Annotated in this window: 26 protein-coding genes and 1 pseudogene; 11 read left to right on the top strand and 16 right to left on the bottom strand. The window is 69.1% G+C overall.

Annotation, left to right across the window (positions count from 1 at the left end; all coding sequences use genetic code 11):
- Positions 1–116 precede the first annotated feature (116 nt).
- Positions 117–440, top strand: coding sequence for a ferredoxin (gene fdxA / locus IE206_RS31260; protein WP_189968058.1), 324 nt, complete (start codon positions 117–119; stop codon positions 438–440).
- A 94-nt stretch (positions 441–534) separates the two neighbouring features.
- A complete protein-coding gene (serA, locus tag IE206_RS31255; RefSeq protein WP_189968056.1) occupies positions 535–2,142 on the top strand; it encodes a phosphoglycerate dehydrogenase in 1,608 nt (535 codons plus the stop codon).
- Here the strand turns inward: serA and IE206_RS31250 are convergent.
- Together IE206_RS31250 and IE206_RS31245 are read right to left on the bottom strand one after the other, a co-directional pair.
- Positions 2,112–2,651, bottom strand: coding sequence for a winged helix-turn-helix transcriptional regulator (locus IE206_RS31250; protein WP_189968054.1), 540 nt, complete (start codon positions 2,649–2,651; stop codon positions 2,112–2,114). The two genes, serA and IE206_RS31250, sit on opposite strands and share 31 nt — an antisense overlap.
- Before the next feature lie 86 nt (positions 2,652–2,737).
- Positions 2,738–3,655: a LysR family transcriptional regulator gene (locus IE206_RS31245; protein ID WP_226599142.1), complete on the bottom strand. Its 918-nt coding sequence runs from the start codon at positions 3,653–3,655 to the stop codon at positions 2,738–2,740.
- 92 nt (positions 3,656–3,747) lie between these two features.
- Between IE206_RS31245 and IE206_RS31240 the strand changes: the two genes are divergently transcribed.
- A complete protein-coding gene (locus IE206_RS31240; protein WP_189968052.1) occupies positions 3,748–4,995 on the top strand; it encodes a cytochrome P450 in 1,248 nt (415 codons plus the stop codon).
- Positions 4,996–5,042: 47 nt separating this feature from the next.
- On the opposite strand, the gene IE206_RS31235 is transcribed toward IE206_RS31240, so the two are convergent.
- The 6 genes from IE206_RS31235 to IE206_RS31210 all read right to left on the bottom strand — a co-directional run bounded on the left by IE206_RS31235 (position 5,043) and on the right by IE206_RS31210 (position 11,735).
- Positions 5,043–5,861: a thioesterase family protein gene (locus IE206_RS31235; RefSeq protein ID WP_189968049.1), complete on the bottom strand. Its 819-nt coding sequence runs from the start codon at positions 5,859–5,861 to the stop codon at positions 5,043–5,045.
- Positions 5,862–6,062: 201 nt separating this feature from the next.
- Positions 6,063–7,460 (bottom strand): amidase, encoded by a 1,398-nt coding sequence (locus IE206_RS31230; protein WP_189968047.1) that lies wholly within the window; start codon positions 7,458–7,460, stop codon positions 6,063–6,065.
- Positions 7,447–7,674 carry a hypothetical protein gene (locus IE206_RS31225; RefSeq protein ID WP_189968045.1) on the bottom strand — a complete coding sequence of 76 codons (228 nt, stop codon included), beginning with the start codon at positions 7,672–7,674 and terminating at the stop codon, positions 7,447–7,449. The genes IE206_RS31230 and IE206_RS31225 overlap by 14 nt, the downstream gene beginning before the upstream one ends.
- A gap of 140 nt (positions 7,675–7,814) precedes the next feature.
- A complete protein-coding gene (gene asnB, locus IE206_RS31220) occupies positions 7,815–9,665 on the bottom strand; it encodes an asparagine synthase (glutamine-hydrolyzing) (RefSeq protein WP_189968044.1) in 1,851 nt (616 codons plus the stop codon).
- A gap of 156 nt (positions 9,666–9,821) precedes the next feature.
- A complete protein-coding gene (locus IE206_RS31215; RefSeq protein WP_189968041.1) occupies positions 9,822–11,042 on the bottom strand; it encodes an MFS transporter in 1,221 nt (406 codons plus the stop codon).
- A gap of 483 nt (positions 11,043–11,525) precedes the next feature.
- On the bottom strand, positions 11,526–11,735 hold the full coding sequence (locus IE206_RS31210) for a hypothetical protein (RefSeq protein ID WP_189968039.1): 210 nt from the start codon (positions 11,733–11,735) through the stop codon (positions 11,526–11,528).
- Positions 11,736–11,866: 131 nt separating this feature from the next.
- On the opposite strand from IE206_RS31210, the gene IE206_RS31205 reads away from it, so the two are divergent.
- From IE206_RS31205 to IE206_RS31185, 5 genes are all read left to right on the top strand, one after another.
- Entirely contained in the window at positions 11,867–12,331 is a 465-nt protein-coding gene (locus tag IE206_RS31205; protein WP_189968037.1) for a hypothetical protein, read from the top strand.
- Between the two features lie 64 nt (positions 12,332–12,395).
- Positions 12,396–12,683 carry a hypothetical protein gene (locus IE206_RS31200; RefSeq protein WP_189968035.1) on the top strand — a complete coding sequence of 96 codons (288 nt, stop codon included), beginning with the start codon at positions 12,396–12,398 and terminating at the stop codon, positions 12,681–12,683.
- A gap of 303 nt (positions 12,684–12,986) precedes the next feature.
- Positions 12,987–13,952, top strand: a complete 966-nt coding sequence (locus IE206_RS31195) for a DUF1152 domain-containing protein (RefSeq protein WP_189968033.1) — start codon at positions 12,987–12,989, stop codon at positions 13,950–13,952.
- A gap of 135 nt (positions 13,953–14,087) precedes the next feature.
- Positions 14,088–14,516, top strand: coding sequence for a DUF6234 family protein (locus IE206_RS31190; protein WP_189968031.1), 429 nt, complete (start codon positions 14,088–14,090; stop codon positions 14,514–14,516).
- A gap of 357 nt (positions 14,517–14,873) precedes the next feature.
- On the top strand, positions 14,874–15,572 hold the full coding sequence (locus IE206_RS31185) for a nucleotidyltransferase domain-containing protein (RefSeq protein ID WP_189968030.1): 699 nt from the start codon (positions 14,874–14,876) through the stop codon (positions 15,570–15,572).
- Positions 15,573–16,208: 636 nt separating this feature from the next.
- Here IE206_RS31185 and IE206_RS31180 read toward each other — a convergent pair.
- From IE206_RS31180 to IE206_RS31170, 3 genes are all read right to left on the bottom strand, one after another.
- Positions 16,209–16,694, bottom strand: coding sequence for a winged helix-turn-helix domain-containing protein (locus IE206_RS31180; protein ID WP_189968028.1), 486 nt, complete (start codon positions 16,692–16,694; stop codon positions 16,209–16,211).
- A gap of 36 nt (positions 16,695–16,730) precedes the next feature.
- Complete coding sequence (locus IE206_RS31175; RefSeq protein WP_189968026.1) at positions 16,731–16,934, bottom strand: hypothetical protein; 204 nt, start codon at positions 16,932–16,934, stop codon at positions 16,731–16,733.
- An 868-nt stretch (positions 16,935–17,802) separates the two neighbouring features.
- A complete protein-coding gene (locus IE206_RS31170) occupies positions 17,803–18,231 on the bottom strand; it encodes a hypothetical protein (RefSeq protein ID WP_189968024.1) in 429 nt (142 codons plus the stop codon).
- Between the two features lie 446 nt (positions 18,232–18,677).
- On the opposite strand from IE206_RS31170, the gene IE206_RS31165 reads away from it, so the two are divergent.
- Complete coding sequence (locus IE206_RS31165) at positions 18,678–19,277, top strand: YdcF family protein (RefSeq protein WP_189968021.1); 600 nt, start codon at positions 18,678–18,680, stop codon at positions 19,275–19,277.
- 58 nt (positions 19,278–19,335) lie between these two features.
- On the opposite strand, the gene IE206_RS31160 is transcribed toward IE206_RS31165, so the two are convergent.
- Both IE206_RS31160 and IE206_RS31155 read right to left on the bottom strand, forming a co-directional pair.
- Positions 19,336–19,701 (bottom strand): hypothetical protein, encoded by a 366-nt coding sequence (locus IE206_RS31160; protein WP_189968019.1) that lies wholly within the window; start codon positions 19,699–19,701, stop codon positions 19,336–19,338.
- Positions 19,702–19,953: 252 nt separating this feature from the next.
- A complete protein-coding gene (locus IE206_RS31155) occupies positions 19,954–20,169 on the bottom strand; it encodes a hypothetical protein (protein WP_189968017.1) in 216 nt (71 codons plus the stop codon).
- Between the two features lie 198 nt (positions 20,170–20,367).
- Here IE206_RS31155 and IE206_RS31150 point away from each other — a divergent pair, with 198 nt between their 5' ends.
- Together IE206_RS31150 and IE206_RS31145 are read left to right on the top strand one after the other, a co-directional pair.
- The gene (locus IE206_RS31150) at positions 20,368–21,345 is read left to right on the top strand and encodes a helix-turn-helix domain-containing protein (RefSeq protein WP_189968015.1); all 978 of its coding nucleotides are present in this window, start codon (positions 20,368–20,370) and stop codon (positions 21,343–21,345) included.
- Positions 21,346–21,450: 105 nt separating this feature from the next.
- Positions 21,451–22,050, top strand: coding sequence for a hypothetical protein (locus IE206_RS31145; protein ID WP_189968013.1), 600 nt, complete (start codon positions 21,451–21,453; stop codon positions 22,048–22,050).
- A 136-nt stretch (positions 22,051–22,186) separates the two neighbouring features.
- Here the strand turns inward: IE206_RS31145 and IE206_RS31140 are convergent.
- From IE206_RS31140 to IE206_RS31130, 3 genes and pseudogenes are all read right to left on the bottom strand, one after another.
- Positions 22,187–22,512: pseudogene (locus tag IE206_RS31140) on the bottom strand (transposase family protein); the annotation flags it as partial.
- An 84-nt stretch (positions 22,513–22,596) separates the two neighbouring features.
- Positions 22,597–22,989, bottom strand: coding sequence for a nuclear transport factor 2 family protein (locus IE206_RS31135; protein WP_189968011.1), 393 nt, complete (start codon positions 22,987–22,989; stop codon positions 22,597–22,599).
- A 183-nt stretch (positions 22,990–23,172) separates the two neighbouring features.
- The gene (locus IE206_RS31130; protein ID WP_189968009.1) at positions 23,173–23,340 is read right to left on the bottom strand and encodes a hypothetical protein; all 168 of its coding nucleotides are present in this window, start codon (positions 23,338–23,340) and stop codon (positions 23,173–23,175) included.
- Positions 23,341–23,781 lie beyond the last annotated feature (441 nt).

The following is a 23,781-nucleotide window of genomic DNA, read 5'->3' as shown; positions in this document are numbered from 1 at the left end:
GAACGGCAAGGGCGACCTCGCCACCCTGCTCGCCGGCAAGGACACCTGGACCGTCATCAGTTGACACACCATCAGTCCACTGACGCGCCGTCAGCCCGCAGACATCGGAGAAGACCATGACCTACGTCATCGCCCAGCCCTGCGTGGACATCAAGGACAAGGCCTGCATCGAGGAGTGTCCGGTCGACTGCATCTACGAGGGCCCGCGCAAGCTCTACATCCACCCGGACGAGTGCGTCGACTGCGGGGCCTGTGAACCGGTGTGCCCGGTGGAAGCGGTCTTCTACGAGAGCGACCTGCCGGACTCGCTGCGCGACTACCGCACCGCCGACCGCGAGGTGTTCGTCGAGCTCGGCTCGCCCGGCAGCTCGCGCAACCACCCCGTCCTCGCCGCCGACCACGCAGTGGTCGACGCGGAACCGCTCGGCAGCAACGCCTGAGCGCCCCGCCGCGCGCCTGCCGACCGGCTTGTCCGGCACACGTCCCCGCGCCCGGCGACAGCCCCAGGCCGCCCTCCCACGGATCGAGCCCTTCATGAGTCCCACCGCCGTCACCCTGCCCGTCGTCCTCATCGCCGAGGAACTCTCGCCCGCCACGGTCGTCGCGCTCGGCCCGGACTTCGACATCCGGCACTGCAACGGCACGGACCGCCAGGCGCTGCTCGCCGCCGTGGCCGATGCCGACGCTCTCCTGGTGCGCAGCGCCACCCGGGTCGACGCCGAAGTGCTGGGCGCCGCGCGGCGTCTGCGCGTGGTGGCCCGGGCCGGCATCGGCCTGGACAACATCGACATCCCGGCCGCCACACGAGCCGGCGTGCTGGTCGTGAACGCCCCGACGTCCAACGTCGTCACGGCCGCCGAACTCGCCTGCGGACTGCTGATCTCCACGGCCCGCAACATCCCGCAGGCCACTGCCTCCCTCAAGCGAGGGGAGTGGGACCGCGCCAAGTACTCCGGTGTCGAACTCGCCGAGAAGACCCTCGGGATCCTCGGGCTCGGCCGGATCGGGCGGCTGGTCGCCGAGCGGATGGCCGCCTTCGGCATGCGGGTCGTCGCCCACGATCCGTACGTGCAGGAGGAGCACGTGGCCTGTGCGGGTGTGCGTTTCCTGCCGCTCGACGAGCTCCTGGAGATCGCCGACTTCATCAGCGTGCACCTGCCCAAGACCCCCGAGACCATGGGACTTATCGGGGACGCGGAGCTCGCCCGGGTGAAGCCGTCCGTGCGCATCGTCAACGCGGCGCGGGGCGGCATCGTCGACGAGGAGGCGCTGGCCGCCGCGCTCAAGGACGGCCGGGTCGCGGCGGCCGGACTGGACGTCTTCGCGGTGGAGCCGTGCACCGACTCCCCGCTGCTGGGTCTCGACAACGTGGTCGTCACCCCGCACCTCGGGGCCTCCACCGCCGAGGCACAGGAGAAGGCGGGCATCGCCGTCGCCGGCTCGGTGCGGCGCGTTCTTGCGGGGGAGCTGGTCCCGGAGGCCGTGAACACCCAGGCAGGCCCCGTCGAGGCGGACGTGTATCCGTATCTGGCCCTCGCGGAGAAACTGGGCGGCGTCTTCGCCGCGCTCGCCGGGCACACGTTCGAGGCCGTTGGTATCGGGGTCGCCGGCGACATCGCGCGGCACGATGTGGGCGCCCTGGAACTGTTCGCCCTCAAGGGGATGCTCACGGGCGTCGCGGCGACGGCTGTGTCGGTGGTGAACGCGCCGCTGCTCGCGGCCCGGCACGGCATCAGCATGGACTTCACGTCCGGCCCGTCCGCCCCGGACCGGCGCGACACCCTCACCCTGCGCGGTGTGCTGCCCGACGGCACGCCGGTGTCGGTCTCGGGCGCCCTGTCGGGCCGCCGGCACGTGCACCGGATCGTCGGTATCGATGACTTCGACGTGGACGTGGAACTCGCCGATCGCATGCTGTTCCTCTGGTACGCCGACGCGCCGGGCGCGATCGGGAAGGCAGGCCGGATCCTCGGCGACGCGGGCATCAACATCGCGGCCATGGAGATAGCGCGCTCCGATGCCGGTGCGGCCATGGCGGCGATGGCCGTCGACAGCACGGTGCCCGAGCCGGTCCTGTGCTCACTCGTCGAGGCGCTGGGTGCGCGGGCCGTTCACGTCGACTCCTCCGTGTCGAAGGGCTGAAGCAGGAGCCGGGGCGCCCGCAGCGCACGGCTGATCGGGTCCCGGGGCTCCGAGAGGGCGCCGGGACCCGGCCGCGTCTCCACGTCCCGCGGCGCGACGGAATCTCCGCACCCAGGGCATTCTCCGTACCAGCCCAACTCCGTTCCGCAATCCGCATGATGGAAAGTGCGCAGCGGTTCCGCGCCCGGAAGGCATTCGCGTCCCCAGAGCCCGAGCGATCGCAGGACCGGCCACAGGGCGCGGCCCCGGGCGGTCACCAGGTATTCGTGGCGCGGCGGGGTGAGCTGGTACTGGTGCTTTTCCAGAAGTCCGGCTTCGGCGAGCGCACGGAGCCTGGCGGCGAGCACGGCGCGGGGGATTTTCAGATGTTCGGCGAAATGATTGAAACGCCGTACGCCGTAGAGCGCGTCACGCATCACGAGGAGTGTCCAGCGCTCGCCGATGATCTCAAGGGCGCGGGCGATCGAGCATTCCTGTGCTGCGTAATCGTAATCCTTGCCGAGAGTCATACCCCAAGGTATTCGATGACGAACCAATTCGCTGGCGGAATAAGGCACTTCGCCGATTCGGTGTGGTCGCCCGTGGGTGTCGGGCCTCAGGCCGGATCGGCGTACCGGCCCGACATCGCATGGCAGAAGGCGGTGAACGCGGCGGCCCGGCGGGTGAGTTGGACCCCGGCCGGGCGGGCCAGCACCACGGGCAGCGGTTGCACCTCGTCCTGGATCCGCCGGACCGCCAGGGTGCGTCCCTCGTAGCTGAGGTCGGGCGTGGGGCGCTGGATCAGCAGGGAGTAGCCGACGCCCCGGGCGACGAGACTGCGCACCATTTCGAAGCTCTCAGTGCGGTGCCGGATGGCCGGCGTCACCCCGGCGGAACTCAGCACATCGCTGAAGTACCGCAGGCTGGGCGGCACATCGAGCATGATCATGTCGTGCTCGGCGAGGTCGGTGAGTCGCACCTCGTCCCTGGCCGTCAACGGATGGACGGGCGGCAGCAGTACATGTGGCCGGGTCGCGTAGAGGGTGTCGAAGTCGATGCCGGGCCGGATGTCGACGCCGTAGAGCACGGCCAGTTCGCAGCCGCCCTCCAGGAGGAGCTGCTGGAGATCGGTGAGGGAGCCCTCGACGAAGTCGAGTGTCACCCGGGGGTGGACGGCCTGGAACTCCTCCAGGAGGCGCGGCAGGAGGAACGGCGCGAGGGTCGTGAAGCAGCCGATCACCAGGCGCCCGGCCGGGGCCTGCCCGATGTCGCGCATTCCTGTGCGGAGTTCCTCGGCGTGCGCGAGCAGGGCGCGGGCCTGTGGAAGCAGCAGACGGCCCGCTTCGGTGAGGGTGAGGCCCTTCGCCTTGGAGCGCAGCAGAAGTTGAACTCCCAATTGCCGTTCGAGTTGAGAGATCGCCACCGATACGGCGCCCTGTGAAATGTAGAGGCGACGTGCGGCTCCGGTCATGGTGCCGGCCTCGGCACAGGCTACGAAATGGTGCAGCTGACGCAGGCTCATCCCGTCGGTCATTAATGGATTCTATAACACGCTTCAAGATTATGTCGTTTTCAAGTGGCCCCGTTTGTCCGAGACTTGAGGCACCAAGCCCAGGAGGTTGTGCGATGACACCGACCGATACGGCGGCGAAGTGCCCGGTACATCACGGTTTCGATCCGCTCGGCGATTCCTATGTGGCGGATCCGTACCCGATCCACACCGCGGTACGAGAAGAGGCCCCGGCCTTCTATGCCGAGGCGATCGACATGTGGGTGATAACCCGGTACGACGACATAGAGGCCGTCCTCAAGGACCCGGGGACGTTTTCCGCGGCGGTCGGCCAGCGTCCGGTTTTCCCCATGTCGGAGGAGGCTCAGCGCATCCTGAAGGACGGATTCCGCGCCTACCCCGTCATGTCGGACTGCGACCCGCCGCGGCACACCCGCATCCGCAAGCACAACATGACCGGCTTCTCGCCGCGCCGCATAGCGACGCTGGAGCCGAAGGTGTGGGCGAAGGCAACCGAGCTCGTGGACGCCATCGAGCCGGGCCGGGTCGACCTGGTGTCGGCACTGACCTACCCGCTGCCCGCGTACATGATCTTCACCTTCATCGGGTTTCCCGACGAGGACATGGACATGCTGAAGAGCTGGTGCGGCAACCGCATCGCGTTCAGCTGGGGGCGGCCGAGCGGCGACGAGCAGCGCGAGATCGCCACCAACATGACCCACTACTGGGAGTACTGCGAGAAGTTCGTGGCCCAGCGCGCAGCCGAGCCGGTCGACGACTTCACCAGCGACCTCGTCCGCATCCACCAGGCCGACCCGGACGCCCTGTCGCTCGCCGACATCACCAACGTCGCCTACGGGCTCAGCTTCGCCGGCCACGAGACCACGACCAGCTTCACCGGAAACGCGATCCGCCAGCTCCTCGCCAACCCCGAGCAGTGGGCGGCGATCTGCCAGGACCGCTCGCTCATCGCCAAGGCGATCGAGGAACTCCTCCGCTTCGACAGCAGCATCCCCGCCTGGCGGCGCATCACTACCCGCGCTGTCGACGTCGGCGGAGTGGAGATTCCTGCCGAGGCCAAGGTGCTGATCCTGCTGGGCGCCGCGAACCGGGACCCGAACCACTTCGAGGACCCCGAGACCTTCGACATCCACCGCGGCGACGCCCGCCGACACCTCGCGTTCGGCAAGGGCATCCACTACTGCATCGGCGCCCCGCTGGCCCGCATGGAGGCCCGGATCGCGCTCGACCTGCTGGCCCAGCGGGCCCCGGAGATGCGGATGGTCGAGGGCCAGGACTTCGACTTCCCGGCCAACGTGTCCTTCCGCGGTCCCCGCAGCCTGCTGGTCGACTGGCCGCAGTGAGCCACCCGGTCGGGCCGCCGGGCCGACGGCACTCCGTCGGCCCGCCGTCATCGGCGCTCGGTGACGAGCAGGGTCTGCAGGACCCGGCCGCAGTCACCCGACTCGTCGTACATCAGCCCCGTCGCCAGGCCCGAGCCGGCGGGGCTGGCCGCCGTCTCCGAGCGCAGACACAGCCACTCGCCGACCGGGTCGCGGTGCAGGGCGAGCGTGACGTCGGTGTTGATGACGAGGCCCTCACGGTGGTCCAGTTCGAAGGCGACGGCCCAGCTGCTGTCGGCCAGGGTGAGCGCCCGGCGCAGCGGAGTGTCCTGCTCGCCAGCCACCAGCGGGATGCGCTGGCGGGCCCAGACGGTGCCCGGGCCGAGAGAGTCGAAGCTCCGGCCGTGCTCGAAACGCCACTCCATCGCGGAGACATAGCCGTCCAGATGCGCCCCCGTCATGGTCTGCGGCACCTGCGGACCGGGCTTCGGCGGTGCGGCGGGGCCGTGCCGCAATGCAGGAGTGCCGGCGGGGCTGGCCACCATGCGCCAGGCACGGGCAAGCAGCACCGGCTCGCCGTCGGCCGTCAACTCGCCTTCCAGGAGCTCGACCCGGCCCCCGGCCCGTACGGTCCGCACCTCCACCCGCAGATCCGCGACCGGCACCGGGCGGAGCAGCTCGACGGTGACGCGGGCGATCCTCGACCCGGCCCGCGCTCCGTGCCGTTCCAGGGCCCGCCCCACGAGGGCGGACGGAGGGCCGGCGTGCTGGGTCTTGGGACTCCACGGCCCCGCGGTCGCCGACGTGCTCTCGAAGGAGCCGTCGGCGAGCTCACGGTAGAAGGAATCGGGAAGCGAAGGGGCGGCGGGAACGGGTTCAGTGCTCATGGCGGAAATCTGTAGACCATGCGACACCTGCCGGACAAGAGGCCCCCTCCACCGACGCGCCGGGATCAGCGCGGCAGCGGGCCCATTCGGTACGACTTGGCCAAGTCCCTTGCGGCACAGCCGGTTTGACGCTGTCACACCTCGACCGCGGATGGCAGGGTCCGTAACCCCGCATACCCACATGCCTGCTCCTTCGCCGCGCTAACCGACGGGTGCGAGCGTCCCGGCCGCGTCCTGGGACCTTTCGAAGGCGATCCCCACGCGGAACAGCACCGACTCGGCGAGCGGGCCCGCGATGAGCTGCATGCCGATGGGCAGCCCATCGGCGTCCAGGCCGGTGGGCACGGACAGGGCGGGGAAGCCGGTGATGTTGGCGGGTGCCGACAGCCTGACGTAGGCATCGGTGACCGTCTCGGAGGTTCCGTCCGGCCAGTGCACCAACGTCTGGCCGCGCAGTGCGGCGGTCAGGGGCGCGGACGGCGCGGCGATGACGTCGACGTCCTCGAACAGGCGGAGCCAGGCGTTCCTGATCAGCGCCCGGGAGCGCTGGGCGCGCAGGTAGTCGAGGGCTGGAAGCCGCCCGCCCGCCTCCAGGAGCAGCCGCACATCGGGGCTGTAGAGCCCAGGAGTCAGTCCCAGCGCTGCCTCGTGGACCGCGGACGCCTCGGGTGCCATGAGGCCCCACTGGGTGGCCTCCACATAGGTGACCAGTGGCAGCCGCACCTCCACGGGTTCCGCGCCGAGCTTCTCCAAGCGGGCGATGGCGCCGCGTACGGAGGATTCGACCGGGGGGCTCACCCGGTCGAAGTAGTAGTTCACGGGCACCCCGATGCGCAGTCCCCGCAAGCCGTCGTCGGCTGTGTGCGGCCACGAGCCGGCGCGCGGCGCGGCGATGCTGGCCCCGTCGCGCGGGTCGTGGCGGGCCAGCGCGTCGAGCACCAGAGCCGCGTCCTCGACGGTCCGGGTCAATGGCCCGACGTGGTCGAGGGACCACGACAGGGGAGCCACCCCGTGCCGCGAGATCAGCCCGTATGTGGGCTTGAGGCCCACCACGCCGTTGAGGGCGGCCGGCACGCGGATGGAGCCGCCGGTGTCCGTGCCGAGCGCGAACAGGGCCGAACCGGCGGCGACCGCGACCGCCGAACCTCCGCTGGACCCGCCGGCGATATGCCGCGCCGCCCACGGGTTGGCGGTCTGCGGGGTGAGCAAACCGTAGGCGAACTCGTGGGTGTGCGTCTTGCCGACGAGGACCGCACCGGCTGCCGACAGCAGCGCCGCGACCGTGCTGTCCGCGGTGGGCACGCGCCCTTCCCACAGCCGTGAACTCGCGGTCGTGGTGATCCCGGCCGTGTCGATGAGGTCCTTGAGACCGTACGGAATGCCGTGCAGCGGGCCGAGACGGCGGCCGGCCCGGATCTCCCGCTCGGCCTGTGCGGCCGCCGCTCTGGCACGGTCGGCGACCACGGTGACGTACGCGTTCAGCTGCCCCTCGACCGCGGCGCACCGTTCCAGGACCGAGTCGACGAGTTCGACGGGCGACAACTCGCCGCCCGCGATCGCCTTGCCGGCCGCGGACAGGGTCAGTTCAAAGGGCCGCATCAGTGGGCTCCTGCCGGGCTGACGGAGACTCGCCCGCGGCGCGGAAGGCGGACGCGGGCGCGATGCCTTCCAGGTCGAGGGCGCGCAGCTGACCGAGGACGCTGCCCAGGTGCTCGGCGAACTCGGCCACCTGGAGGGGGAATTGATCGGCGGCGAAGCCGGCATCCGTTCGCCGTGCCCCTTCCGACGAGCTGGACCGTTCCGAGGGCATCATCGATGGTTCCTTTCCGAGCCGGACAGGACCAGAAGGGGAGACGAAGAACCCGGCGGCCCCCTACGGGGGATTCGAGGGCCGCCGGGAGTGCGGGATGTTCCGCGGCCGGGCCGCGGAACATCAGGTGGCGCGAGGCCGGTTCAGAGGTCGACGGTCACGCCGTACGACTCGAGCCAGGCGTTCAGCCAGAGCGGCACTTCCAGGTCGATGCGGGTGATCTGGGTGCTGGCGGTGCTGATGCTGCCGTCCAGGCGGCCGCGCACCTTCTCCAGGTCGAGGAGCGGCAGGATCGGCGCGTTGCCGCCGCCGACGACCTCGGCGAGCCGGTCCCGGAGCTTCTTCTCGTAGCCCGAGTCCTGGGTGCTCGGGTACGGGGCCTTGACGCGCTTGACGATGGACTCCGGCAGCACGTCGCGGGTCGCGGCGCGCAGCAGGCTCTTCTCACGGCCGTCGAAGGTCTTCATGGCCCACGGCGCGTTGAACACGTACTCCACGAGCCGGTGGTCGCAGAACGGGACCCGGACCTCCAGGCCGACCGCCATGCTCATCCGGTCCTTGCGGTCCAGGAGGGTGTTGAGGAAGCGGGTCAGGTTGAGGTAGCTGATCTCGCGCATGCGCTTCTCGAGACCGGTCTCGCCCGCGAGGACCGGCACCTCGGCGATGGCGTCGCCGTAGCTGGAGCGCCGGTAGCCGGGGATGTCGAGGGTGCCGAGGAGGCTCCCGTCGAAGAGCGGGGTGCCGTCGTAGAACGGGCCCGGAGTGGTGGTGAGCCAGGGGAACGTCTCGGCGGTGAGGACCTCCGGGTCGTGGAACCAGCTGTAGCCGCCGAAGAGTTCGTCGGCCGACTCGCCGGACAGGGCCACCGTGGACCGTTCGCGCACCGCCTTGAAGAGCAGGTACAGCGAGGGCCACAGGTCGCCGTACCACATGGGCGGCAGGTCGGTGGCGGCGAGCACGGCGGTACGGACGGCCGGGTCGCTCAGGTCGTCGCTGTTGAGCAGGATCTCCTTGTGCTCGGCTGCCACGTGCTCGGCGAGGTCGCGCACGAAGGGGGCGTCGGGCGTGCTCCGCAGCGGGTCCGGGACGAAGTTCTCGACCGCGCCCACGAAGTCGACGGAGAAGGAGCGCACAGGGCCGGCCCCTTCGGCGGCCAGCGCCTTGGCCGCGAGCGCGGTGACGGCCGAGGAGTCGAGACCGCCGGACAGGAGGCTGCACAGCGGTACGTCGGAGATGAGCTGGCGCTGGACGGTGTCCTCGAGGAGGCCCCGCACCGTGTCGATGGTCTTCTGCAGGGAATCCGTGTGCTCCTTGGCCTCAAGTGCCCAGTAGCGGCGCTTGGTCAGGCCCTCGCGGCGGACCCGCACGGTATGACCGGGGCGTACCTCGTGCATGCCGGTGAAGATGGCGTGCTCGGGCGTCTTGACCATGTCGAGGAGTTCCCTCAGGCCGTTGGCGTTGACCCGGCGGGGGATCTCCGGGTTGGCCAGGATGACCTTGGGCTCGGATCCGAAGAGGACGCCGTCGGCCGTCGGGTAGTAGTAGAGCGGCTTCACGCCCATCCGGTCGCGTACCAGGAGGAGTTCCTCGCGGCGTACGTCCCAGATACCGAAGGCGAACATGCCGTTGAGCTTGTCGACGACACCCTCACCCCACTCCAGGTAGCCCCGCAGTACGACCTCGGTGTCGCTCTGGGTGCGGAAGCGGTGCCCGCGCGACATCAGGTCCGCCCTGAGCTCCCGGTAGTTGTAGACCTCGCCGCTGAACGTGAGGACCGCGAGGAGGCGTCCGTCCTCTTCGGCGGTCATCGGCTGACGGCCGCCTTCGAGGTCGATGACCGACAGGCGGCGGTGGCCGATCGCGGCGTGCGGACCCGTCCACACGCCCTCGTCGTCCGGGCCGCGGCAGGCCATCGTCTGGGTCATGGCGTCGAAGGTGGCGCGCTCCTGGGTGAGGTCGCGACCGAAATCTATCCAACCCGCAATGCCGCACATGTGTGACTTCTCCTTAGGTCGACAGGCCGACGTTGAGCGCCGGGTTTCCGGGCGCTCCGCAGACAGGTGTGGGTATGCGCCGTTCGCAGGGTTCGGCCCGCCGCGGCCGAAGGGGGATGACCGCGGCGGGCCATGGGGGAGGGGGAGGTCCGGGCCCTACGGGGACTCGGGGAACGAGATCTTCCTGGCGCGGTGGAACCAGGCCGCGAACACCATCAGGACGGCGGCACAGCCGCCGAGCACCATGACGGTCGAGGGGGAGGAGCGGTCGATGACGATGCCTCCCATGAGCGCCCCGATGGAGAAGGTGGCCTGGAACGACGCCGTGAACACGACGGAGGAGGCCTCGGGGGAGTCGGGGTTGGCCTTGGCGAACCAGGTCTGCGAGCAGACCGGCACCGCGCCGTAGGCGATGCCCCAGACGATCAGCAGGGCCACCGCGCCCAGGTCCCACCGTCCGAGCACCGGCAGCAGCAGGGTCACGGAGGCGATCATCGCCGCGGCCGCCGCGAAGGTGGCCCGGGGATACCGGGTCACCGCGGACCCGCCGAGGAAGTTGCCGACGATGCCCGCGACTCCGTAGATGAGCAGGTAGACCGTGATGAGCCCGGAGCTCACATGAGTCACCTGCTCCAGGAAGGGGGTGACGTAGGTGTAGGTGCCGAAGTGGGCGAGGACGATGAGGAAGGTCAGCACCAGGGCGAACCGGGTGTTGACGCCGCGGAGCATGCCGCTGAGCACGTTCAGACGGGTCGCCTGCACGGCCGGGAGTGCGGGCACCACCACAAGCAGCATCGCGAACACCGCGATGGTGAAGACGCCCATGACGAGGAACGTTGTCCGCCAGCCGGCGATGTCCCCGATGAACGTGCCGAGCGGGACGCCGAGCACCGAGCCGAGGGGAACCGCCGAGAAGATCACCGAAGTGGCCCGCCCCACCTGCTCCGACGGTACGAGCCGGCCGGCGAGCCCGGCCCCGATGGACCAGAAGCCGCCGATGGTGATGCCGACCATCACCCGCGAGATCAGGATCATCCAGTAGCTCGACGCCGCCGCGGCCAGGAAGTTGGCCAGAGCGAGGAGCAGGATGAACGCGCCGAGCATCAACCGCCGGTCGATGCGCGCGGTGGCCACGGTCACCACCGGTGCGGAGATCGCGGCGAGGAAGCCGGGCATGGTCATCATCAGCCCGGCCATTCCGTCCGAGATGGTGAAGCTGGACCCGATCGATGTCAGCAGACCGATGGGGAGGATTTCGGTGGTGACGATCGCGAAGATCCCCATCATCACCGAGATCACGGCCAGCCAGGAGACCAGGGGTGAACGGATGGTCGGCGCCGATGTGGCTTCGACGGAGGTGGTGGTTGCTGTGGACATGAATCCCGTCCTGTGTTGGGCATCACGTGAAGTGTGATCACTAGTCCAGCAGGGACGGCAGCCAGCTTCTGGCAGATTCTCGACACCAACAACAGGCATCGAGAGTGATGTCGCGTTTTCGCGATATGCCCTCGGCGGCCGAAAGCCGAACATCTTCGCTGGTCACGGGGATGCATGCGGCGCCAAGGAGATGCTCAGGGGCCGTCGGCGCCCTGCTCCCGGCACGTCGACCTGCCGGCTACTTCGCCAAGTCGACGAAGGCGAAGGGGAAGGGGGGGCCGGGCTGTGGCGGACCGCGGTGGTTGGGAAGGTGGGCACCACGGTGGTTCGGGCGGGCCTCCACCCCAGCCTCGGGCGGCCGGCCTCGGACTTGCCTAAGTAGTTCCGGATCGGAACGGTGTGGGCGCGGGCGCAGGGAGTGAGTGGGCAGCGGTGGAAGCCATCGCCAACCCATCCCCCTGACCAGCAGTGATGCGATGAGTTTCAGGTCCGCAGCGTTTGCTGAAATGCGGTGGCGCCCTTGAGGGGGCAGGTTGCCCCTGCCCGGAGGTGATTGCTGAACTGACTGATGCTGTCGCAATCTCGCCAGCGCGGAGGTGTGGCGGCTGCCATGATCGAAACCTGCTCGAAGAGATGGTCCAGGTGCGGCCCTCGCCAGCCTTTGGCGAGTGCGGGGGCGATCGTCACGAGCATCTGATTCCGCCTCCGATGGCCGGTATCCCCCGTTTTGGCCATCGGAGGTGCTCTACCTTCTGCGGGCTTCGGTGCTGTCGCACCGCATGCCCGAGAACCTGCCTGCCGATGGATGGATACGGAGGCATCACGTGCCAACCGATGAACAGACCGGGGCGCTTGGTCAAGACACCCGTGCATTGCTGAACACCGTCGCCGTCTATCGCATGTCAATTGCAAACCGCTGCGAGGAGTTGACGGGATCTCAGCTCGATGAAGTCGTCGCCCTGCTCAAGCCGAATGGGATGATGACACGAATCCTGCGAGAGCTGACGAGCCATGAACTGAACTGGCTTGCACATATCAATGAGCCTTCTTCGTTGGGCGGCGTTCGCCGGAGCGAGCTGCCGTCGCACGACGCCGTGACTGGTACGGATGTGCTCGCTGAATGGCAGCTGACGAGCGGGCGCTCCCGGAAAGCCGCGCAGCACTTGAGCGAGCTGTGCAACCAAGGGGTGCTCGAGGAGAAGAAGCTGCGCATGGAGTTGATTCCGCTGATGGCCGCTTACGCGTGCTGCGACGCCAAGCTGCAACTCATCCGCTGTCACGGCAATTGACCCGGCGTTGGCATCGGCTCAGCAGGCAAGGATGAACGTCAGTACACCAGAGGAGGATTCGAGGATGATTGATCACTTGGACGACTCGGCCCGGAAGGCAACCCAAGAGAAGGCCACGGGCATGAGTCATGCGGATGCCGTGATCGAGGAAGCCCGCATTCGGGCTGCGAGGGAGCGCCTGGGGAGTCTGCATTGTTTTGAGTCCCAATGGCAACAGAAGTACTTGGGCCTCCAGCTTGTCGAATGGCAGCGCATCATTCATCTGCTCAGCGAGGACGGATTCGGATCCTACTCGCGTGACAAGGACCGTGCCGTACGGGAACTGGAGCATGCAGAAGGCATCACGACGTAATCTCTGAATGCGCGTGAATTAGGTAGCGATTCCGGCCCGAGTGGTCAACTCGGAACCTTGCTCAGCCGAGGCGGACGGGATCGATCTCGACTGCGAGGACTTTGAGTAGGAGCCCCCAAACCCATTTGGGAAAGCCCTCAGGACGTTGTCCCCCGACCAGTCGCCCCCGGCGCAGCCCCCACCGCCTGCTGCGTAAAAGGTGCGGCCAGTGCGAGGTGTCCCATGGTGAGGAGGGAGCAGGTGGTAGGCACCGCACCGACGAGATCGGCCCGGTGCCGCTCGCCCTCCTGTTAGCGTCCTGCGGTGATCTCTTTGGGGGAACCCGCGTTCTTCACTCGCCTGCGCGATGCGCGGCGTGTGCTCATCGCCGGTGCGGGCGGCGGCTTCGATGTGTACGCCGGGCTGCCGCTCGCCCTCGCCCTGCGGTCGGCGGGCAAGGAGGTGCATCTTGCCAACCTGTCCTTCGCCGACCTGTACGGCCTGGACCTCGACGTGTGGGTCGACCAGGACGTCGCGGCCATCGGGCCCGACACCCCCCTGCGCGGCGACTACTTCCCCGAACGGACGCTGGCCCAGTGGCTCGCGACGCAGGACCTGCCGTCGACCGTGTACGCGTTCCCGAGCATCGGGGTCGGTCCGCTGCGGGCGGCCTACCGGACGCTGATCGCGCACCTCGGCGGGGTCGACGCGGTCGTGCTGGTGGACGGCGGGACCGACATCCTGATGCGCGGCGACGAGCACGGTCTCGGCACCCCGGAGGAGGACATGGCGAGCCTGGCCGCCGTGAGCGGGCTCGACGAGGTCCCGTACCGGCTGGTGGCCTGTCTCGGCTTCGGGGTGGACGCGTATCACGGCGTGAACCACTCGCTCGTGCTGGAGAACCTGGCCGCCCTGGACCGGGACGGCGCCTATCTCGGCGCGTTCTCGCTGCTCGGAGCGGGGCGGGAGGGCGCGCTGTATCTCGAAGCGGTGGAGCACGCCCAGCGCAACACCGCGAGCCACCCGAGCATCGTGAACGGATCCGTCGCCGCCGCCGTACGCGGTGACTTCGGCGACGTCCGGTTCACGGAACGGACCAAGGGCGGCGAGTTGTTCATCAATCCCCTGATGGCACTGTACTTCTGTGTGGACCTGCCCGGACTGGCCCGCCGCAATCTCTACCTCGATCTGCTGGAACGGACTTCGCTGATGCGGCAGGTGAGTTCCGTGATCGAGGAGTTCCGCACCACGCTGCCCCGTCAGCGCCCGCCGCGGACATTCCCGCACTGAGCCTTCCACCCCCACAACACCCGGTCAGGGCACGGCACACGGGACGTGTCGTGCGATATGAGGCCCGCTTTGTCGGTGTGCGCCTGAGTACGCGTACTCAGGCGCATCCCCCGTTGGCCTGGCAGGGTGCGCTCCATGTCGCAGGCGCTCCCCGAACCGTCCCCCCGCCGACGTCGGCCTTGGTCCAACACGACGTCGCTCGGCACAGATCTGGCCGCTGCCTTTTTGCTGCTCGCGATCGAGATCGCGGTCAGTCTGGGGAAGGCCTTCGCTGATGGCATGGAGGTCTGGGCCGCCGAGGGCGATCGAGGCGTCGGCGACGCGTCGGACCTCGCCGGTATCGCCTGGCTCGATCACCTTCTCGTCGTCACCCTGGTCATCACTGTGATCGCGGCCCTGTCTCGCGCCCCCTGGACCGCGGTCCTGCAGCTCCTCACCGCCGGCGTGGTGGTCGTGCTGCTCGCCCTGGCACAACACGGCTACGACCAACGCCATCCCAGCCCTCCGCCCGCTCCGAACCCCAACTACACGCCGTGCTACAGCGGCAGCGGCCGCTGCTACTGACCCCGGGGTCAACCTCGTGTGCTGCGACGCAGTCTGTGGGACCGCCCGAGACTGAGCGTGCAAGCCCTCACGTACCGCCTGGAACGCACCCACCAGCTGACAGGCGCCAACCGTGCGGACCCGCCGCATCGGTACGCCCTGCACCGCGGTGATCGGCGCCCGCTTCCTGGACTGGCCGCGGCGGGAGTTGTGAGCACCGGCTCGGACTGCGGTTCCTCGCCGGGCCGGCCGGGGGCGACCCCGCATCGCCCCGGATGACGCCCGGAAGACGTCCCGGAGTGACAGCGATTGAGCATCTGGGACAGCAGGAGCGTCCGCCGAATCCGCCCCCAGGCCGCCGGCACATAGGCTCAGACCATGGACGACCCCCTGCTCACGGCTCGCGAACTGGTGAGGGAACGGTTTCCCGCCGCCCAGGCGGCCTTCCTGGCCGGCAGCGTGCTGACCGTCCGCCGCACGCCGGCCTCGGACTTGGACATCGTGGTGCTCCTGGAGGGGCCTCCCGCGCCCTACCGGGAGAACCTGCTGTACCGCGGCTGGCCGGTGGAGCTCTTTGTGCAGACCGAGGCAAGCTGGCACGACTTCGCCGATCAGGAGACCGCGAAGCGGAAATCACCGTTGCTCGCCATGTGCTCCGAAGGCACGCTGCTCGTGGACCCGAACGGGCTGGGCGCATCGCTCCGGGCCGAGGCACGCAGGCGCTGGGCCGAAGGCCCGCCCGCGCTCTCGGACCCCGAGCGGAACTACCAGCGGTACATCCTGACCGACCTGCTCGACGACCTGCGCGGCTGCGCGAACCCTGCCGAGCGGGTGTACTTGGTCTCGCACATGCTGCAGCACGCCTCGGAACTCGCCCTCCTGACCGGCGGCCACTGGCTCGGCGGAGGTAAATGGCTGTCGCGTCGGCTGGTCGAGGCCGACCCTGGACTACACCGGGCGCTCACTGAGGGGGTCGCGAACGCGATCGCCGGGCAAGCCGATGACTTCGCCGAGGCCGTGGCCGAGGTGCTGAACCGGGCGGGTGGCCCGCTGTGGGACGGGTACGCCATCCGATGAGCCGGGAGGGAGTGGCTGCTGTCATGCCCGCCCCGCGGCGGGCGCGCGGGCATTCTGGATTCCCTGGTGGGATTTCTGGCTGCCCTCCAACTCCTTCGACGCGATGCGCAAACTCCGCACCGCCCACGACTGCTCCGCGGGCGAACGGGTGGAGTGTGCCGCGGGCAGGCGTCGGACGGACCGGCACGGCGCCTTCCATGATCTGCGTCTTCGAGGACATGAATCCGGAGGAGGCGGTCACATGGGTCCGGCAGCGTTGCCACCCCCGCGCCGTCGAAGTGTCGCAACGGCGTTTCATCCGCCGGGACTTCGCTGCGGGCGGGGCGGAGTCGGGGCGGCCGTAGCCACCGCGCGCCACGGACAAGGCCGCCGATGGTCGGCGATCACCCGTACCGAGAAGCCGACGCCGTGCAGGCCGACGTCGTCGAGCGCCTGACGGAGGAGAGCGGCCGCCGGTGCGGTGTTCGGGCAGTCGGGCAGTCGGGCACGACAAGGATTTCGATGTCTATGCATCCAGGATCGCGCGCGGGGCTCGGTGTCCCGGTGCGGGCCGCCGGGGCTCTGCCCGGCCCCGGACGCGGCTTCGCGGGATCGATGCCCATGGCTGACCTGGCGCCCGGGGCGGCGGCCGTGCGGTCACGCCGCTGGGGTCAAGGCCTCGGCGGCAAGGGCGTATCCAGCAGTGGGCACGGTGTGGATCAGCGGCCGGTGCACGGCGCCGATCTTGTCGCGCAGGCGGTCGATGTGGGTGTCCACGGTCTCCAGGTCGTCCGGGGCGGTGCGCTGCCAGACCAGTTCCATGAGCCGGGAGCGGGTGAACCCCACTCCCGGGTTGGCGGCGAGGTGGGCGAGGAGTTCGAACTCCATGCAGGTCAGGCGCAGTTGGCGACCGTCGACCCAGGCCTGGCGGCGACCACCGTCCACCACCAGGCGGCCGATGCGATGGCAGGGTGCCTTGGGCTGCTCGGTCGGGCAGGCCGAGGCAGGCCGGAGTCCGGGACGGGCCCGCCGGTAGTGGCGCTCGGCGGCGGGGGCGGCCAGGGTGCCACGGAAGCCCGATCGGAGGTCGGGGGCGGTGCCACCGGGGCGGTGCGCGGTGTTCGCGGCGTGTACATGAGTCATGTCGTCACCTCCATGAGGGGTGGGTGTCGTTTGGTGTCAGTAGGTGATGCCGAAGGCCCGGTCGGCGAGCCGGCGCGGCGCCGGAGTGGGGCGGGCCAGCGCGACGATGCGGCGAGCGGCTGTGCGGGGCAGACCGAGGTGCGTGGCGAGCCATGCGGCCCGGTGCCCCTGTTGGGCGAGAACGTACGCCGCGTGCACGCGCGGGTCGTAGACCAGGCCGTACGGCAGCGGCCGGATCACGCCGGATCCGGTGTCCGGGGTGGCAGGTGGTGGGGACTCCGTCGAGGTCGAGCCGGGTCGTGGGCTCGGCGTAGGTGAAAGCCTTGGCGGCCTCCCGTGGTGCGGGTGGCGGCAGGGGCTGCGCGGGCGGGGTGGATCCGCGGGCGTCAGCGGGCGCCGGAAGGAGACGGGTGGAAGTGCAGGTGCGCGAGGAGTCGCTCGCGACTCGGACTCGGACTGAAGTCCATGATCCCGCCTCCTTCCTCGGCTCCGTGGCGTGCCTGCGTTCGCGTGAACCAGGTGTTTCCACGGTAAGCGGGGCGGGGGAGCCCCGGCCAGGGACCAAAGACCCTTGTTTGCGCATGCGTGCAAATAATTGTCGGGTCGGGGCCTGTGCCATGCCATGCGGGCCTGTCGTAATCGGCCAGGGTCCGCCTTCACGTGCTGTCGCCGACGGGTCGGTCCATCGGCGGGCCGTCCGGAAGCGTGCTTCCCCAGCCGACATCTTCCGGCGGGCCTCCCCGACCCGGTCGCCGACCGTCAGCCCCGGTTGTCGACCGTCAGCCCCGGTCGTCGGCACCCTCGCCCAAGTCCTCGATGCGTCCCCCCGGCCGACGTCGCCGGGAGGGTCTTGCCCCGCTTCTCTCGGGCCATGAACAAAAGGTGTGGGGCCTGCCCCGGGCGAAGGGGAGAGTCTGGCCGGTCAACCCGCGTGCCCGGCCAGGTCCGTCCGAACGACTCGGGGGCTCCACCAAGGCGGAACCCCCGAGGGCGTGCCGCTCGATCGGGCCGAGGCGACCGGTTCAACCAGTACGGAGCCGGTCGGCTGTGGGCGCGGACCACCGGGTCATGCCCACTCCACCCCAACCCCCTTGTCCGCCGACCGAGTTCAGCGGACGCTGACCGTCGCGAGGCCGGAGGTGCGCTCGCGGACGGGGTGGTGGTCCGTCGGGCTGGTCAGCCCGTACACGACCGCGCGGTACTTCACGATGCCCTCATGGGCGGCCTTGATGTGCGCGACGTCCTGCGCCTCGGTGCCCGTGGCCACCACGGTGCCGCAGGAGACCTGCTGCCACGCCTTCTGGCCGCTGCTGTGGCTCTCCAGACACACCCGTATGAACGCTGCGGCATCGTCGTCACCGTGTCCGGTGACCCGGTAGGACTCGCCGACGTGCGCCGTGCGCTGGGCGGAGATGTCGACGCCGCCCTTGGCGAACGCCGGCGCCGCGGCCAGCGTCACCGTGGCCAGCCCCAGCGCACCGATCACGGTCAGACGGCCGCCTCGTACCTTCGTTGTGGTCCTCTTCGTCCTGGTCATGGACTTTCCCTTCCCGTGGATCGTCCCGGTCCCGGGCGATCCTCGCCTTGGGCGAACGCGCCCAACGTGCTTCGCTGATCAGCCAGATGAGCCGCCTGTCCCACTCGTTGCGCCGCGTCGGGCACGGTTACCGTTCCCCGACAAATGCTGGTGTGCTCGGGCAGCGCAGCCGTGTCCGCCCGGCCCGCCGCCGTACGCCGCCCCGGTCTGAACGCCCTCCGTCGCGGTTACCAGACCGCCCCCCACCGCGGATCCCAAGACGCCCCCCCAAGAATGCCTCCCAGGCGCCCGGCACCAACACAGGGAGCCTGACCGCCCAGGCGCGGCAGGAGGAGCGTACTGACCCGGTCCGGCCGGGCTCATTTCCTTTCCGGGAACGTGACGGGCTGCAGAGCGAGTGCCTGCGGTCGGTTCAACAAGCCAGGCGCTCCCACTAGAGTCGCCGCATGCGGCGAAGGACAGGACTGGCGATAGCCGGGGTTGCAGCCCTGGCCTGGGGCGAGTGGTTGAACTGGCGCTGGTCTCGAGGTCTGGTAGGACATGGCGGGGGCGCTTCCGAGGCCGTTGTGGTGCTGGGGTACCGGAATCCCCAATCGACGGCGAACTTGATCAATCGATGGCGGGTCCGTGCCGGAATCCGCTCCATCGCCGCTGATGGTGAGCATGGCACCTGCGTAATCTTCAGCGGCGGTGCGACCAGCAGCGGCGCCACGGAGGCCCAGCTGATGGCCGACTACGCAAAGTCGGTGCTTGAGTTCGACGGCACGGTGCTCCTCGAAGACCAAAGCGCGACGACGTGGGAGAACATCACGAACGTGATCCCACTGCTTGAAGACGTGGATCGCATCAAGATCACCTCCCAGCCGGCTCATGCGCTCAAGGCCCGTGCGTACTTGCGGCGGCAGCGCCCCGATCTTGCAGAGCGGCTGGTGCGCGCGGACGACTACCGACCCGGCGAGTGGATGGTCGTCAAACCGCTGTTGGCTGTGTACGGACTTTGGACACTCCGCGGCCTCAAGGCCGACGAACGGAAGGTCCTGCTGTAGACAGCCTGGCTGCGTAATCGAGAACGAGGATCAGGCACAAACTCCGTGAGCGATCTCGTCAATCCGCATCAAGGTGGGTCGGTGGTGGCGACCAGGGCAGGGGAAGTTCCTGACCGGACTCACCAGTAACTCGGAGTGGATAGCGGTCTTGCCACCACCGGCCGTTCTGCCGAACGGATGTATCCGGGTTCTGCATCGGTGCTGTGGCGGCCCTGAACCGCTCGTCCCAACGGGAAAGGACCGGTTGCCACCTGGTTTGCTCTTGTTCACTCAACAGTGGCCACATTGTGTGCAGTTGATCGCGATGGTGCAGTTGGTTACCCCACTCGAAGACCCACTGCAGGTCGGAGCCCGCCTCGATGCTCTGCACGGTCAGTCGCCAGTGTGACAGCACGGTGTTCACAGGCATGTCGTCGTCTTCCACGGAACCCCCTCCGGCGGAATTTCTGAACCTGTGGCACAGGATGGCTCGGTATCCCGATCAAGCGAACTGCGGGCCACGTTGGTGGCCACCAACGTGAGAGAGGTCTTGCTGAGGGGCGCCTGGCTACCGACGGCTCGTCCGGTACTCCGGGGCGCTGATGGGCTGGGTGACCGTCACGCTGATGACCCGTCGTCCAACACAGCCGAACTGCCGGTCTTTTCAAGCGTGGCAGTGGTCGTTGGGTGGTTGGGTTCAGCAGTCGTAGCGGTGGGCGGAGGGCCAGCCGGGGCAACTGCGGCAGAGGAAGACGTAGACACCGCCGCAGTCCCCCATGTCCATCCCGTGACTGTTGTCCTCGTATTCGTGGTGACCGCGGACCTCCCAGCCGGACCCGGGGCGGGTGCGCTCCTCAGTAGGGAGCCAGCGGCCGCACGATTCACTCGCCGAGATCGTCAGCAGGTGCTCCATCGGCGCGCCGCAGGCGCAGCGAGGCCAGTCCGGCTTCTGCGCGGGCGCCGTCGTTCCGACTTGGGCCGGCGTCCAATGGGCCCCCGGGGTAGGGGGAGCTCGCTGAATTTGGCGCGCGTTGCCGGTGCGGCCGTCGGCCCGGGTTGGCATCATGCGTCGCTGTGCCGCAGTCGCGCCGGGCCACGACAGGGGGAACGCATGGTAGAGGTGAAGGTGTTCAGAACCGACGGCCTGCCGGAGCCGGAGCGCTTCGACGCCTGGTGCGCCATGGTCGACCGGTCGTTGGTGATGACGCGGCTCGCCACCGACACCAGCCGTCCCTTCCACGGCGTGGCCCACCAGGTGAGTTTCGGCGGCGTGCGGGTCTCGGTCCTGGAGTACTCCGGAATCCGCAGCCGCCGCTCGTCCGCCCTGGTCCGTGCCTGCGACCCGGAGTTGCTCCAGCTCGGCGTGACCCGGTCCGGCCGGCAGTCGCTCGCCCAGGGGCGCGGCGCCTCGTCCACGGGCGGCGCCGAACTGCTGCTGTCCGACACGTCGCAGCCGTACGACGCGGAGGTCGCCGCCGACGGCGCACACGCCCGATCCCTGTTCGTCCAGGTGCCCCGAACCTCCCTCACCGTGCCGCGCGCGAAGGTCTCCGCCCTCATCGCCCGCCCGCTTCCGGCCGCCGAGGGACTCGGCGGGCTCTTGGTGCAGACGCTGGCCCGCGCCGAGGCCGACGCCGCCTGCTACCGGCCTCAGGACACCCACCGGCTCGGCGCGGTCGCGGCACAACTCATCGACGCCTTCCTCGCGCACCACCTCGGCCTGGACGATCCGCCGGAGAGTCGGCCCCAGGCGCTGCTCACGGCCATCCACGCCTTCATCGAGCGTCATCTCGCCGATCCGGCCCTCGCGCCGGTGCCGATCGCCGCCGCGCACCACATCTCGGTGCGCTATCTGCACCGCCTGTTCGCGTCCGAGGGCACCACGGTCGGCGCCACGGTGCGCGGACGCCGCCTAGAGCGCTGCAGGCTCGACCTCGCCGACCCGCGTTTCCTCGCCCAGCCGGTCCGCGCGATCGGCGCCCGCTGGGGCTACGCGAACCCGGCGGACTTCAGCCGGGCCTTTCGTGCCGCGTACGGGATGCCGCCGGGGGAGTACCGGAGACGCGAATTCCCTTTGTCCCTACCGTAGTTGGGCACTCTATGCCAACGGTTGTGCCGTCCGCGCCAACGACCGCACCCGGTGCAGCTTTCCATACTGCTGACGATCGATTCAGCCCGGAACCGAGGGGGAACGATGATTGTGCACACAGGGAAGAGAGCCACGCTGGGGCGGTTCTTCGCCGCTCTGACCGGTGGGCTGCTGATGCTGGCAGCCGGACTGGGCACCGCCCACGCTAGCCCCGGAGCGGAGCCGTTCGCGCAGCAGGCTCGGGCCGCCCACCTGAGCACCGCCCAGACCACGGAGCTCAAGTCGGAGGTCGACCGCTACCTGAAACTCACCGGTGGGCAGCAGGTCGCGCTCAACAAGATCGTCATGCCGGGCCGGGGTGAAGTCCTCGTCGCACTCCCGGGTGAGGCGCACCCGCGCAGCCTCGGCAGCGGAGTCGCGGCCGCGGTCGACCACTGCCTCGGCGCGGACGCACCGCTGTACGACGGCTGGTTCTGCGCGTACTACTCGGCCGACTTCCAGGGCACCGAGGTCCAGTGGTACACGTGCGGCACCTACGACATGAACTTCACCACCCACGGCGGCTCCTGGTCCAACAACCAGACCAGAGGACGTCAGGCGCGCATGTACGGAAAGAGCGGCAACCTGATCTACACGACGCCGGGCGCGTACAGCTCGGACGCCAACGCCAACTGGTGGTCCATCTGGAAGATCAAGCCCTGCTAGACCGGCGGCACAGGGCGGCGTGACACACGCCGCCCGCCGCAGGTGACAGGTGTCCTGCGAAAGGGAACGGCGGACCTTGCAGGAGGGGTCCGCCGCTCCCTGTTCGGAAGTTGCTTTCGGTAACGGCTAGAGCCTGGCGAGCGATGCCGCTCATCGCGTGGTGGACACCGTCGCCCTTCAATCGGCAGTCGCGAAGGATCTTCCAGGCTTTCATCCGGGCGAAGGCGTGCTCCGCGCGGGCACGGACCTGGCGGTGGGAGGCGTGGTGCTCTTCCTTCCAGGCGGGCAGTTCGTGCTGCCCGCGTTCGTGACGGTGCGGGATGACTAGACCGGTTGCCCGGTGGCCCGGTTGCCCGGTAGCCGGCCGTCGGCGACCACAGTGGTGCGGCCGACGGCGGCTTTGGCGCCGGACAGCTCCCATGCCTTGCCGTCATTGCGGTTGCCTGGCAGGTGCTGGCCGACCCACGAATCACCAGGTCGTCATCGACGCCTACACCCGCCTCGCTCGGGACAGTTCGTGCGCTGCGGGGTTGACCCGGATGAGATTCACGAGGACCAGAAGGCGTCTTCGGCTTCCTGGTCGGCCTGGAACTCGCGGAATTCCACGGCCTTTCCGTCGACGATGCGCCAGACGTGGACTTCCGGGGAGGACCAGGACCGGCCGTTGCGCTCGGCCGAGACCGTGCTGAGGACGACGACGCGTTCCCCGTCGGCGAGGATCTCGTCGGCAGGGACCTTGAGGGTCCCGCCGGACAGCTCCTGGCACAGGCCGAAGAACTTCAGGACTCCATCGGGGCCGTGGTAGTCCCCGGACAGCGGACTGCGCCCGGGGACGTGCCAGGTGATGCGGGCGTCGAGGAGCTGAAGGACGGCCGGGATGTCGCCGGCGGCGAAGGCACGGTAGGCCCGGCCGATCAGTTCGGCGTTTGAGTTCGTCATGGCGGTTCCCTCGTTTCGGTGCCCCGACCGCGGCTCTGACGGCTTGCATCGCCTGCTGTCGACCACAGGTGCTTCGGGTTACCGTCGGGCGGCTGCGCCGGCCGAGCCGAATGCCGGTGGGTCGGCGGTACGGCTGCGACGGTGACGGCAGATCGCCAACCGCCGTCGTCCGTACGCGTATGGTCAGCTCCGGTCGTCGAGCTCGTCCCGGAGGTCTTCGAAAGACTGCTCCTGGTGCCGTTTGCGGAGCTTTTCCTGTGCCTCCTGGTCGCGCCGGCGGGCCTGTTCCTCGCGCTGCTGCTTGTCTCGGGCCTGCCGGGCCTTGTTCTGCGCTTCGTCCTTGATGCCCATGGGGGAGTGCTCCTTGGGGAAGGGGGATCGGGTTCAGGCTGACATCCGGTCATGGCCGCCGCATCCTGGAGGGTGACTCGCTGTAATGTCATCGAACCGGCTTGATCTAGACAGGCAGGCTCGCGCGAGCGGGCGATGGGTTTGGCGGCAGAGCCGAAAAGCCCGGACGGGTCTAACCCCAGCGAGCCTGTCAGGCTCGCTCCCCCCGTGGATTGGAGGCAGGTTCTGTCTTCTCGGCGGGGCCCGCGGAGTCGGCGGCGTGGTCAAGGCGCTGCTCGTGTTGTGGCAGGTTGGCCGGGTTCCGATGCTGGCGGTCCGGGCAGCGGGTTAGGCGCCGGGCACGGTTTCGGCGGTCCTGTCGGCTCTGGGCGCGTGGTGTGTCAGGCATCCCGGGCGAGTCGGGCGCCGATCTTCAGCAGCCACGCGGGAAGGATGGGGGTG

It is taken from the genome of Streptomyces violascens (assembly GCF_014649955.1).
Classification (GTDB): Bacteria; Actinomycetota; Actinomycetes; order Streptomycetales; family Streptomycetaceae; genus Streptomyces; species Streptomyces violascens.
The sequence above is the reverse complement of the archived record's forward strand: the minus strand, read 5'-3'. Positions and strand labels throughout refer to the sequence as shown.

Bases quoted from the DNA above. Each gene is read 5' to 3' on its own strand.
- IE206_RS31135 (WP_189968011.1), bottom strand. From the start codon at position 22,989: ATGACGAACTCAAACGCCGAACTGATCGGCCGGGCCTACCGTGCCTTC.
- fdxA (WP_189968058.1), top strand. From the start codon at position 117: ATGACCTACGTCATCGCCCAGCCCTGCGTGGACATCAAGGACAAGGCC.
- IE206_RS31150 (WP_189968015.1), top strand. From the start codon at position 20,368: ATGGTAGAGGTGAAGGTGTTCAGAACCGACGGCCTGCCGGAGCCGGAG.
- IE206_RS31180 (WP_189968028.1), bottom strand. From the start codon at position 16,694: ATGACTCATGTACACGCCGCGAACACCGCGCACCGCCCCGGTGGCACC.
- IE206_RS31225 (WP_189968045.1), bottom strand. From the start codon at position 7,674: ATGATGCCCTCGGAACGGTCCAGCTCGTCGGAAGGGGCACGGCGAACG.
- serA (WP_189968056.1), top strand. From the start codon at position 535: ATGAGTCCCACCGCCGTCACCCTGCCCGTCGTCCTCATCGCCGAGGAA.
- IE206_RS31235 (WP_189968049.1), bottom strand. From the start codon at position 5,861: ATGAGCACTGAACCCGTTCCCGCCGCCCCTTCGCTTCCCGATTCCTTC.
- IE206_RS31155 (WP_189968017.1), bottom strand. From the start codon at position 20,169: ATGGAGCACCTGCTGACGATCTCGGCGAGTGAATCGTGCGGCCGCTGG.
- IE206_RS31240 (WP_189968052.1), top strand. From the start codon at position 3,748: ATGACACCGACCGATACGGCGGCGAAGTGCCCGGTACATCACGGTTTC.
- IE206_RS31230 (WP_189968047.1), bottom strand. From the start codon at position 7,460: ATGCGGCCCTTTGAACTGACCCTGTCCGCGGCCGGCAAGGCGATCGCG.
- IE206_RS31200 (WP_189968035.1), top strand. From the start codon at position 12,396: ATGATTGATCACTTGGACGACTCGGCCCGGAAGGCAACCCAAGAGAAG.
- IE206_RS31165 (WP_189968021.1), top strand. From the start codon at position 18,678: ATGCGGCGAAGGACAGGACTGGCGATAGCCGGGGTTGCAGCCCTGGCC.
- IE206_RS31130 (WP_189968009.1), bottom strand. From the start codon at position 23,340: ATGGGCATCAAGGACGAAGCGCAGAACAAGGCCCGGCAGGCCCGAGAC.
- IE206_RS31250 (WP_189968054.1), bottom strand. From the start codon at position 2,651: ATGACTCTCGGCAAGGATTACGATTACGCAGCACAGGAATGCTCGATC.
- IE206_RS31170 (WP_189968024.1), bottom strand. From the start codon at position 18,231: ATGACCAGGACGAAGAGGACCACAACGAAGGTACGAGGCGGCCGTCTG.
- asnB (WP_189968044.1), bottom strand. From the start codon at position 9,665: ATGTGCGGCATTGCGGGTTGGATAGATTTCGGTCGCGACCTCACCCAG.
- IE206_RS31190 (WP_189968031.1), top strand. From the start codon at position 14,088: ATGTCGCAGGCGCTCCCCGAACCGTCCCCCCGCCGACGTCGGCCTTGG.
- IE206_RS31185 (WP_189968030.1), top strand. From the start codon at position 14,874: ATGGACGACCCCCTGCTCACGGCTCGCGAACTGGTGAGGGAACGGTTT.
- IE206_RS31210 (WP_189968039.1), bottom strand. From the start codon at position 11,735: ATGCTCGTGACGATCGCCCCCGCACTCGCCAAAGGCTGGCGAGGGCCG.
- IE206_RS31215 (WP_189968041.1), bottom strand. From the start codon at position 11,042: ATGTCCACAGCAACCACCACCTCCGTCGAAGCCACATCGGCGCCGACC.
- IE206_RS31245 (WP_226599142.1), bottom strand. From the start codon at position 3,655: ATGACCGACGGGATGAGCCTGCGTCAGCTGCACCATTTCGTAGCCTGT.
- IE206_RS31145 (WP_189968013.1), top strand. From the start codon at position 21,451: ATGATTGTGCACACAGGGAAGAGAGCCACGCTGGGGCGGTTCTTCGCC.